This window comes from Burkholderia sp. Tr-862, assembly GCF_011753085.1.
Taxonomy (GTDB): Bacteria; Pseudomonadota; Gammaproteobacteria; order Burkholderiales; family Burkholderiaceae; genus Burkholderia; species Burkholderia ambifaria.
Window position 1 is genome coordinate 1 of record NZ_VWWG01000205.1, and the last position, 10023, is coordinate 10023.

10 protein-coding genes are annotated in these 10023 nt (G+C 67.2%); 7 read left to right on the forward strand and 3 right to left on the reverse strand.

Features of this window, described 5'->3' with window-relative positions:
* The 3 genes from F3J14_RS30990 to F3J14_RS31000 all read left to right on the forward strand — a co-directional run.
* The coding region (locus F3J14_RS30990) for an aldose 1-epimerase (protein ID WP_247682319.1) at window positions 1-914 on the forward strand (914 nt) is incomplete at its 5' end.
* Window positions 915-953: 39 nt separating this feature from the next.
* Window positions 954-1781, forward strand: a complete 828-nt coding sequence (gene pyrF / locus F3J14_RS30995; protein ID WP_166726175.1) for an orotidine-5'-phosphate decarboxylase — start codon at window positions 954-956, stop codon at window positions 1779-1781.
* A 207-nt stretch (window positions 1782-1988) separates the two neighbouring features.
* On the forward strand, window positions 1989-3047 hold the full coding sequence (locus F3J14_RS31000; RefSeq protein WP_166726176.1) for a haloacid dehalogenase-like hydrolase: 1059 nt from the start codon (window positions 1989-1991) through the stop codon (window positions 3045-3047).
* Between the two features lie 64 nt (window positions 3048-3111).
* On the opposite strand, the gene F3J14_RS31005 is transcribed toward F3J14_RS31000, so the two are convergent.
* Genes F3J14_RS31005 through thiL form a run of 3 tightly spaced genes read right to left on the reverse strand, consistent with a single transcriptional unit; the run spans window position 3112 to window position 5178 of the window.
* The gene (locus tag F3J14_RS31005) at window positions 3112-3612 is read right to left on the reverse strand and encodes a CinA family protein (RefSeq protein ID WP_166726177.1); all 501 of its coding nucleotides are present in this window, start codon (window positions 3610-3612) and stop codon (window positions 3112-3114) included.
* A gap of 32 nt (window positions 3613-3644) precedes the next feature.
* Window positions 3645-4190, reverse strand: coding sequence for a phosphatidylglycerophosphatase A (locus F3J14_RS31010; RefSeq protein ID WP_166726178.1), 546 nt, complete (start codon window positions 4188-4190; stop codon window positions 3645-3647).
* Window positions 4180-5178: a thiamine-phosphate kinase gene (gene thiL / locus F3J14_RS31015; protein ID WP_166726179.1), complete on the reverse strand. Its 999-nt coding sequence runs from the start codon at window positions 5176-5178 to the stop codon at window positions 4180-4182. Before thiL ends, F3J14_RS31010 begins: the two co-directional genes overlap by 11 nt.
* Before the next feature lie 136 nt (window positions 5179-5314).
* On the opposite strand from thiL, the gene F3J14_RS31020 reads away from it, so the two are divergent.
* From F3J14_RS31020 to F3J14_RS31035, 4 genes are all read left to right on the forward strand, one after another.
* Window positions 5315-7657, forward strand: a complete 2343-nt coding sequence (locus tag F3J14_RS31020; RefSeq protein WP_282100778.1) for an NADP-dependent malic enzyme — start codon at window positions 5315-5317, stop codon at window positions 7655-7657.
* Between the two features lie 377 nt (window positions 7658-8034).
* On the forward strand, window positions 8035-8466 hold the full coding sequence (locus F3J14_RS31025; protein ID WP_006760307.1) for a ribonuclease: 432 nt from the start codon (window positions 8035-8037) through the stop codon (window positions 8464-8466).
* A gap of 16 nt (window positions 8467-8482) precedes the next feature.
* Window positions 8483-9046, forward strand: coding sequence for a barstar family protein (locus F3J14_RS31030; protein WP_006753300.1), 564 nt, complete (start codon window positions 8483-8485; stop codon window positions 9044-9046).
* Window positions 9047-9269: 223 nt separating this feature from the next.
* Window positions 9270-9977 (forward strand): hypothetical protein, encoded by a 708-nt coding sequence (locus tag F3J14_RS31035; protein ID WP_166726181.1) that lies wholly within the window; start codon window positions 9270-9272, stop codon window positions 9975-9977.
* The last annotated feature ends 46 nt before the right edge of the window (window positions 9978-10023 follow it).

Genomic DNA, 10023 nt, shown 5'->3' on the forward strand with positions numbered 1-10023 from the left:
TGTCGAACGCGGCGCTGCGGCTCGACGTGCTGCCGCACCTCGGCGGCGGCATCGCGCGCTTCGACTGGCGCGGCGACCACGGCGCGCTGGTGCCGGTGTTCCGCCGCTGCGAGCACCCGGAAACGGCGACGGATCCGAACGAACTCGCGTGCTATCCGCTGCTGCCGTATTCGAACCGGATCGGCAACGGCCGCTTCGAATGCGACGGGCGCAGCGTCGCGGTGCCGCGCAATCGTCGCGACGAGCCGCTGCCGATTCACGGCGACGGCTGGCTCGCGCCGTGGCAGGTGGACGACGCGACCGACACGACGCTGCAGCTGTCGCTCGATCGCGCGAGCGGCGCACCGTATGCATTTCGCGCGATCCAGTCGTTCGCGCTCGACGACACGACACTGTCGATCGCACTGACGATCGAGAATGCGGGGCGCGCGCGGCTGCCGTTCGGTCTCGGCGTGCATCCGTTCCTGGTGCGCGACGACGTGACCGAGCTTGCCGCGGCTGCGGGCGGGCTGTGGCTGTCGGGCGCCGATTTCCTGCCGGTGCGGCACGTGAGCGTGCCGCCGGCGTGGCAGTTCGGCGTCGCGTATCCGTTGCCGGCGACGCTCATCAATCATGCGTTCACCGGCTGGGGCGGCCACGCGGCGGTGAGCTGGCCGCGCCGCGGGCTGTCGCTGACGGTGGCGGCCGACGCCGATGCCTACGTGCTGTATACGCCGCCCGGCGAGGATTTCTTCTGCTTCGAACCCGTCGATCATCCGATCAACGCGGTGAACCTGCCGGGCGGCGCGGCCGCGCACGGCATGACGCTGCTTGCGCCAGGCGAGCGGCTCACGCGGCGTTTCGCGTTCACCGTCGAGCGGGCCGATGCGCGCGTCGATGCGGCCGCGCGCGAGGGACGCCGGCGACGCGGGTAAAATACGCGGTCTACCAACGGTTTGCCGCGAGTATCCGCCATGTCTTCCCCGCTTACTTTCATCGAATCGCTGCGCGCCGCGTGGCAGCGCACGAATTCGCTGCTGTGCGTCGGCCTCGATCCCGAGCCGTCGCGCTTTCCCGTGCAGTTCGACGGCCAGCCCGACGCGATCTTCGAATTCTGCCGGCAGATCGTCGACGCGACCGCGCCGTATGCGAGCGCGTTCAAGCCGCAGATCGCGTACTTCGCCGCGCATCGCGCCGAAGACCAGCTCGAGCGCCTGATCGCGCACATCCACCTCCAGCATCCGGGCCTGCCCGTGATCCTCGACGCGAAGCGCGGCGACATCGGCAGCACCGCCGAGCAGTACGCGCGCGAGGCGTTCGAGCGCTATCGCGCGGACGCGGTCACCGTGAACCCGTACATGGGCTACGACTCGGTCGAGCCGTACTTCGAGCATGAAGGCAAGGGCGTGATCGTGCTGTGCCGCACGTCGAACCCGGGTGGCTCGGACCTGCAGTTCCTCGAGACAAACGGCCGGCCGCTGTATCAGGTCGTGGCCGACCTCGCGGCGAACAAGTGGAATGCGAAGAACGGCCAGCTCGGCCTCGTGGTCGGCGCGACGTTCCCGAACGAAATCGAGATCGTGCGCGGGATCGTCGGCGACATGCCGCTGCTGATTCCCGGCATCGGCGCGCAGGGCGGCGACGTGGAGGCCACCGTCAACGCAGGCCGCACGGCGGACGGCACCGGCATGATGATCAACTCGTCGCGCGCGATCCTGTACGCGAGCAAGGACGAGGATTTTGCCGAAGCCGCGGCGCTCGCCGCGCAGAAGACGCGCGACACGATCAACGCGCATCGCTGAAATACCGGCCGCCCGTCCGGGCGGCCTTTCACCGCCGGCCCGCATTCGCGGGCCGCGCGCGTGCCTCCCGCGCCTGCCGCATTGGCGCACGCAAACAACTTCCCGTCGCTTCCGCACCGCATGCCCGCGCCGCAATCGCGCGATGCTGCCGGGATCAGGCCCTCGTCATCGATTTGTCACCATACTGTCACGAAAGGGAGCGACGCCATGCCCAAGCTGTCCCGCCGTATTCTGAGCGCGCTTGCCGCGTCGTTGTGCATGTCGTTCGCCCACGCGGCGGACCTGTCGCACTGGCCGGCGGACAGCGCGAAGGCGCTGAACGCGATGATCGCCGCCCATGCGAATCGCGGCGACTACGCGGTGTTCGACGCCGACAACACGACCTACCGCTACGACCTCGAGGAATCGCTGCTGCCGTATCTCGAGAACCGCGGCGTGCTCACGCGCGACTCGCTCGATCCGTCGCTGAAGCTGATCCCGTTCAAGGATTCCGCCGACTACAAGGAATCGCTGACGAGCTACTACTACCGGCTTTGCGAGATCGACGATCTGGTCTGCTACCCGTGGATCGCGCAGGCGTTCGCGGGGCTGTCGCTCGCGGATCTGAAGCGCCACGTCGACGCGATGCTCGCCGACGGCAAGCCGGTGCCGATCCGCTACTGGCAGGGCGACAAGGTCGTCGACGGCGCCGCGAACCCGCCGCGTTTCTTCCGCGGCATGCAGGAGCTGTACAACGCGCTGCGCGAGAACGGGATCGAGGTCTACGTGATGACCGCCGCGCACGAGGAACTCGCGCGGCTCGTGCTGTCCGATCCGAAATACGGCTACAACGTGAAGCCGCAGAACGTGATCGGCGTGACGACGCTGCTGCGCAACCCGGCGACGGGCGCGCTGACGACGTCGCGGCTGCAGATCAAGGCCGGCAAGTACGACGAGGCCGCGAACCGCAGCCTCGTGATCACGCCGTTCCTGATGAACCCGATGACGTGGTACGAAGGCAAGCTCGGCTCGATCGTCGGCTGGATCGACCAGTGGAAGAAGCCCGTGCTCGTCGCGGGCGACACGCCGACATCCGACGGCTACATGCTGCTGAATGCGACCGACGTCGCGCGCGGCGGCGTGCGCGTCTGGGTCAACAAGAAGGACAAGCAGATGGCGCAGATCCGCACGTGGTCGGACGAATCGGCCGCGAAGCAGAAAGCGCTCGGCCTGCCGGTGACGGCGGACAAGAACTGGATCGTCGTGAAGCCCGACGCGATCCAGTAAACGGGGAGGGGCGCCGGCCGCCCCTGCCGTTGCGGCGGCAAATCAGCCTGGGTTCAGCCTTTGATCAGCCTTCGCGCTCGTCGAGCAGCTTCAGCAGCCCGCGCAGCGCATGCGCGGCGGCCTGCGTGCGAATCTGCTCGCGGTCGCCCTTGAACACGCGCGTCTCGACGTCGGTATGCAGCCGGTTGCTCCACGCGAACGACACGGTGCCGACCGGCTTTTTCTCGCTGCCGCCCGCCGGGCCGGCGATGCCGGTGACGGCCAGCGCGACCTGCGCGCGGCTGTTGCGCAGCGCGCCTTCGGCCATCGCGCGCGCGACCGGCTCGCTGACGGCGCCGTGTTTGTCGATCAGGTCGGGCGGCACGCCGATCATCTCGCTCTTGGCCTGGTTCGAGTACGTGACGAAGCCGCGCTCGAACCACTGGCTGCTGCCGGAGATGTCGGTGATCGCCGCGGCGATCATGCCGCCCGTGCAGGATTCGGCGGTGGCGAGCGTCAGGTGCTCGTCACGCAGCTTGTTGCCTGCGCGGATCGCAAGCTGGTGGACGACGGAATCGGTTGGCATGCGCGTCGGGAAACGGGAGTCGGGAAAAACGGTCAGCTGACGGCGGAGCGCCACAGGGCGATCACGAGCAGCGTCATGAACGCGGCGATCAGGTCGTCGACCATGATGCCGAGCCCGCCTTTCACGCGACGATCGAAATAGCGGATCGGCGGCGGCTTGAGCATGTCGAAGAAGCGGAACACGACGAACGCCCACAACTGGCCGATGAAGGTCGCGGGCGTGACGAACAGCATCACGAGCCAGATCGCGACGATTTCGTCCCAGACGACGGCGCCCGGATCGGTCGTGCCCATCCTGCGTGCGGTGAAGCCGGTGATCCACGTGCCGGCGACGAACCCGAGCGCGATCAGCGCCCACCATTCGGGCACCGTCAGGTAGCGGTTCAGCACGACGAACGTCAGCCACCCGAACAGCGAGCCGAACGTGCCGGGCATGAACGGCGCGAGCCCGCTGCCGAAGCCGAGCGACACGATGTGCGCCGGGTGCGACAGCATGAAGCGCACGGTGGCGCGCTGCGGCGCGTTTCGGGCGGCGCCGGGCGCGGCCGCGTTCGGTGCGGTCGTCGGGTCAGTCTGCATGGAAGTGGTCGAAACCGTGAAACGTGAGAGTCAGGGGTGTGCCGGCGGCGTCGCGCCACGCGATCGCGGGCTGCTCCGACGGCGAGGACAACGCATGTATTGTACCGACTCGCGTGACCCGAACGCCGCTGCTTGCGCCCGCTGCCTCGACCGCCGCGCGGGCCGCAACCGGTGCCGTGAAGCACAGTTCGTAGTCGTCGCCGCCGGCCAGCGTGCAGCGTCGCTGTACGTCGGGGGGCAGCGTCGCGAGCGCGGCCGAGCGCGGCACCGCGTCGGCGTCGATGTCGGCGCGCACGTTCGAGCGGGTCAGGATGTGCCGCAGGTCGCCGGCGAGGCCGTCCGAGATGTCGAGTGCCGCATGCGCGACGCCCGCGAGTGCCAGCCCGAGCGCGATGCGCGGCTCGGGACGCTCGAGCGCCTGCCGGAACGCGGCGGCTTCGGCCGCGCCGGCGCTCCATTCACCGCGCACGAGCCCGAGTCCCGCACGGGCGTCGCCGAGCGTGCCGGACACCCAGACGTCGTCGCCGTCGCGCGCGGCATCGCGCCGCAGCGCCGCGTCCGGCGCGACTTCGCCGAACACGGTCACGCACAGGTTCAGCGGCCCGCTCGTCGTGTCGCCGCCGATCAGCTCGCAGCCGAACCGTTCGGCGAGGGCGAACAGCCCGTTGCTGAATGCCTCGAGCCACGCGGCGTCGGCGCGCGGCAGCGCGCACGCGAGCGTGAACGCGCGCGGCTCGGCGCCCATCGCCGCGAGATCCGACAGGTTGACGGCGAGCGTCTTGTGGCCGAGCGCGTCGGGCGCGACATCGGGAAAGAAATGGCGGCCTTCGACCAGCATGTCCGTCGAAATGGCTAGCAATTTTCCGGATCGCGGCGCGATCAGCGCGCAATCGTCACCGATGCCGAGCGTCGACGCACGCGCCCCACGGGCCGCGCGGCGCGCGAAGAAGCGATCGATCAGCGAAAACTCGGACAAGGCGGCTGGCACGGCGGAGGGACCCGGAAGCGGTGAAAGGAACGGCATTGTACGCAGCGAACGGCGCCGTTCCTGCACCGTTCAGACCATTTTTGTCGCGGCTGTCGCACCCGAATCGCCGGTCTGGCGGCCTTCGATTGGCGCTACAATGCCGTCGAACAGTTATTCTAATCCGCCCGTCAAGAGACACATGTCGACCCAAGCCTCCTCCAAAGCCAAGCTCCGCGAAGCCGCTCTCGATTATCACGAATTCCCGACTCCCGGGAAGATCGCGATCGCCCCGACCAAGCAGATGATCAATCAGCGCGACCTCGCGCTCGCGTATTCGCCGGGCGTCGCGTATGCGTGTGAGGAGATCGTCGAGAACCCGCTGAACGCCGCGCGCTTCACCGCGCGCAGCAACCTGGTCGGCGTGGTCACGAACGGTACCGCGGTGCTCGGGCTCGGCAACATCGGCCCGCTCGCGTCGAAGCCGGTGATGGAAGGCAAGGCCGTACTGTTCAAGAAGTTCGCCGGCATCGACGTGTTCGACATCGAACTGAACGAGTCGGACCCGCACAAGCTGGTCGACGTGATCGCCGCGCTGGAGCCGACCTTCGGCGGGATCAACCTGGAAGACATCAAGGCGCCGGACTGCTTCATCGTCGAGCGCGAAGCGCGCAAGCGGATGAAGATCCCGGTGTTCCACGACGACCAGCACGGCACCGCGATCGTCGTGGCCGCGGCCGTCACGAACGGCCTGAAGGTCGTCGGCAAGGACATCAAGAAGGTGAAGCTCGTCGCGTCGGGCGCGGGTGCGGCCGCGCTCGCGTGTCTGGACCTGCTGGTCGACATCGGCCTGCCGATCGAGAACATCCTGGTGACCGACCTGGCCGGCGTGGTCTACAAGGGCCGCACCGAGTTGATGGATCCGGACAAGGAGCGTTTCGCGCGTGAAACCGAAGCCCGCACGCTGGCCGAGGTGATCGAAGGCGCGGACATCTTCCTCGGCCTGTCGGCTGCGGGCGTGCTGAAGCAGGAGATGGTGAAGGGCATGGCCGAGCGCCCGCTGATCCTCGCGCTCGCGAACCCGACGCCGGAAATCCTGCCGGAACTGGCGCTCGAAGTGCGCCCGGACGCCGTGCTGGCCACCGGCCGCACCGACTATCCGAACCAGGTCAACAACGTCCTGTGCTTCCCGTTCATCTTCCGCGGCGCGCTCGACGTCGGCGCGACGACGATCACGCGTGAAATGGAGATCGCGGCCGTCAACGCGATCGCCGAACTCGCGCAGCAGGAGCAGAGCGACATCGTCGCGACCGCATACGGCATTCAGGACCTGTCGTTCGGGCCCGACTACCTGATTCCGAAGCCGTTCGATCCGCGCCTGATCGTCAAGATCGCGCCGGCCGTCGCGCAGGCCGCGATGGACGGTGGTGTGGCGACGCGCCCGATCGAGGACATGGAGGCGTATCGCGTTCACCTCCAGCAGTTCGTGTATCACAGCGGCACGACGATGAAGCCGATCTTCCAGATCGCGCGCGCCGCGCCGGCAGAGAAGAAGCGCGTGGTGTTCGCGGAAGGCGAAGAAGAGCGCGTGTTGCGCGCCGTTCAGATCATCGTCGACGAGAAGCTCGCGAAGCCGATCCTGATCGGCCGCCCGTCGGTGATCGAGCACCGTATCCAGCGCTACGGCCTGCGCCTCACGCCGGGCACCGACTTCACGGTCGTCAACACCGAGCACGACGAGCGCTACCGCGACTTCTGGCAGACGTACTACAAGATGATGTCGCGCAAGGGCATCAGCGAGCAGCTGGCCCGCGTCGAGATGCGCCGCCGCACGACGCTGATCGGCTCGATGCTGGTGAAGAAGGGCGAAGCGGACGGGATGATCTGCGGCACGATCAGCACGACGCACCGCCACCTGCACTTCATCGACCAGGTGATCGGCAAGCGCCCGGGCTGCAGCGTGTACGCGGCGATGAACGGCCTCGTGCTGCCGGGTCGCCAGATTTTCCTGGTCGATACGCACGTGAACGTCGATCCGACGCCGGAAGAACTCGCCGAGATCACGATCATGGCCGCGGAAGAAGTGCGCCGGTTCGGCATCGAGCCGAAGGTCGCGCTGCTGTCGCACTCGAATTTCGGCACGAGCAACGCCCCTTCGGCGAAGAAGATGCGCGATACGCTCGCGATCCTGCAGGAACGTGCGCCGGAGCTGAAGGTCGACGGCGAAATGCACGGCGACGTGGCGCTCGACGCGGCGCTGCGCAAGGAAATCCTGCCGGAATCGACGCTCGAAGGCGAAGCGAACCTGCTGATCCTGCCGAACATCGACGCCGCGAACATCGCGTACAACCTGCTGAAGACGGCCGCCGGCAACAACATCGCGATCGGGCCGATCCTGCTGGGCGCGGCCCAGCCGGTGCACGTGCTGACCGAATCGGCGACGGTTCGCCGCATCGTCAACATGGCGGCGCTGCTGGTCGCCGACGTGAACGCCGCACGCTGAGCCAGGACGAACGCGCGGCGCCGGTCAACCGGTGCCGCGCGCCGGGCGAAATTGTAAACAAAAGCAAAAAGGGGCGTGCCCGCAAGGGGCACGCCGTCGGGCAGGGCGCAAACGCGCTTCCCATAAGCAACAGCAGCATCTCTCCACTCCGGGTAGCGAGCGCGGCAAGGAGGCAGGGTCTTGCCATGCGAGAGATGCCGCGGCCATTTTATCCCATGTAAGTTAAATGTAGCCTTATTTCGGTAAGAAATGCGCGATTCCGGGCCGCGCCGGCCTTTCGATTCCCAAACGAACATTGATTCGCGCGGACAATAGCGCTACGCTAACGCCTTTGGTTGGTCGTCAACTACTTGATTTAACAGCGGGAACCCTGGTTCATGGCACGCAAGTGGCTCCGCAACGGCGCGCTGGCGTCCGTCTTCGCGATGTTCGCGATGGGTATCGTCGGTACACCGACGGGCAGTCTGGTTTCCGCCGCTTACGCACGGCAGGCCGTTTCGGCCGACCTGGCCGTCGGCGGGGTCGATACGATCCCGACCGCCCGTCTGCCGCGCGAGGCCGTGACCACGCTTGGCCTGATCGGCGCCGGTGGCCCCTATCCGTACGAGAAAGACGGCGTCGTCTTCGGCAACCGCGAGCGGATCCTGCCGAAGGCGAAGCGCGGCTACTACCACGAGTACACGGTGCCGACGCCGCGCGCGCGCAATCGCGGCGCGCGCCGCATCGTCTGTGGCGGGCCGTTGCGCCGGATCGACAACTGTTATTACACGGACGACCACTACAACAGTTTTAAACGTATTGTTGAATGACTTCGGGATGAATGGCATGAGCGACTCCATCTACGCGCACGACACGGCGGGAGCGGAACTGTTCGCGGCCGGCGACGGCAATCTGTTTCAGCGCGTGATGCAACTACACGCGGTGGCACAGGCCGGCGGCGCGTCGGAGCAACAGGAAGCCGAGCCCGGGCTTTCATCGAACGAGGAGCCTATGAGCCTTTTCACGACCGTGCGACCCAACCTCGTGCAGTCGATCCGCGCGTTCCGCGTGCAGGATCTCGCCGACGAAGCCAGCCGGCTCGGCCAGCATTTCCTGTACGCGTATTGCGGCGCAGCGCAGTCGAAGCAGGAGGTGATGGAGACGATCGCGACGTCGTTCCTGTTTCCGAAGCATTTCGGGAAGAACTACGACGCGTTGTACGACTGCCTGACCGACCTCGTCGCGAAGGCCGGCGCGCAGCCCGGTTTCGTGATCGTTCTCGAAGGGCTGCCGATCGCGCAGAAATTCGACAAGGAAGGGCGCGAGACGCTGCTCGACGTGTTCCGCGAAGCCGCCGAGTTCTGGGCCGAGCGCAAGGTCGCGTTCCGCGTGTTCTATTCGTTCGCATAAGCGCGTATCCATCGGCCGCGCATCTGCGGTCGATCTGCCGAAAAGCCCGCGTCGAGCGGGCTTTTTTGCGTCCGCGCGCGGCCGGCGGGCCGGTGCGGCGCGTCGTTCACCGGCATCGGCCTTTCACCGGCCCCCTTTTTTCGAGACAATTCCCGCCGGCCCGGCTGCGGCAGCCGCCGCGTCGGGTGCGTACAACAATCTATCGAGAGAGGGCCGTTTCCCCATGAATATTTCCCGTTCCATGCGCATCGCCGCGTTGCCGCTGCTGATCGCCGCGGGCGCCGCGCATGCCGCGCCGCTGACCGCCGAGCAGACCGTCGATCTCTATATCGGCGCGTTCGTCAACGGCGACGTGTCGAAGGCCCGCGCATTCAACGACGCGGTACGCCCGAGTTACGACGGCAAGGATGCGCTCGACGTCGGCGTTCTGTCGACGCTCGGCGAGTCGATGAGCAAGGATATGGCCGACGGCATGCTGGCGCCGATGCCGCCGAAGATGAGTGCCGCGTTGCGTCCGTCGGTCGAGAGCATGGCCGCCGCGTATCAGCGCGCGCTCAATCGCTCGGCGTGCAAGGCGACCGGATCGTCGCAGCGACCGAACTCGTCCATCGAGGGCCATACGATCGCGACGGTCGAATTCGCGTGTCGTGTCGCGGATCCGGGGCCCGGCGGGAAGGCGCTGCAGGCGAAGCTCGGCAATGGTCGCCTGAACAACGACGCGGCACGGATTGCCGCGTTCAAGGCGATCTTCTCGGGCATGGCGCAGGTCCTGGATGAGGCCCCGGTGACGCACGCCGTGACGGGCAAGATCGACCTTTACAGTCTGGATGGCGGCTGGGCGACCGGCAGCCCGCAAGACGTGCTGACGCCGGTGCTCGATGCGTTGTCCGACGCGATGCCGGATGGGTCGCCGAGCGGCAAGTCGCGATAAGCGGCAGCATGCCCGCGGGGGCGCGGGCCGCGTAGCGCGACTTGCC

Excerpts from the sequence above, each read along its gene's own strand:
- pyrF (WP_166726175.1), top strand. The coding sequence starts at position 954 with ATGTCTTCCCCGCTTACTTTCATCGAATCGCTGCGCGCCGCGTGGCAG.
- F3J14_RS31000 (WP_166726176.1), top strand. The coding sequence starts at position 1,989 with ATGCCCAAGCTGTCCCGCCGTATTCTGAGCGCGCTTGCCGCGTCGTTG.
- F3J14_RS31005 (WP_166726177.1), bottom strand. The coding sequence starts at position 3,612 with ATGCCAACCGATTCCGTCGTCCACCAGCTTGCGATCCGCGCAGGCAAC.
- F3J14_RS31010 (WP_166726178.1), bottom strand. The coding sequence starts at position 4,190 with ATGCAGACTGACCCGACGACCGCACCGAACGCGGCCGCGCCCGGCGCC.
- F3J14_RS31020 (WP_282100778.1), top strand. The coding sequence starts at position 5,315 with ATGCCGTCGAACAGTTATTCTAATCCGCCCGTCAAGAGACACATGTCG.
- F3J14_RS31025 (WP_006760307.1), top strand. The coding sequence starts at position 8,035 with ATGGCACGCAAGTGGCTCCGCAACGGCGCGCTGGCGTCCGTCTTCGCG.
- F3J14_RS31030 (WP_006753300.1), top strand. The coding sequence starts at position 8,483 with ATGAGCGACTCCATCTACGCGCACGACACGGCGGGAGCGGAACTGTTC.
- F3J14_RS31035 (WP_166726181.1), top strand. The coding sequence starts at position 9,270 with ATGAATATTTCCCGTTCCATGCGCATCGCCGCGTTGCCGCTGCTGATC.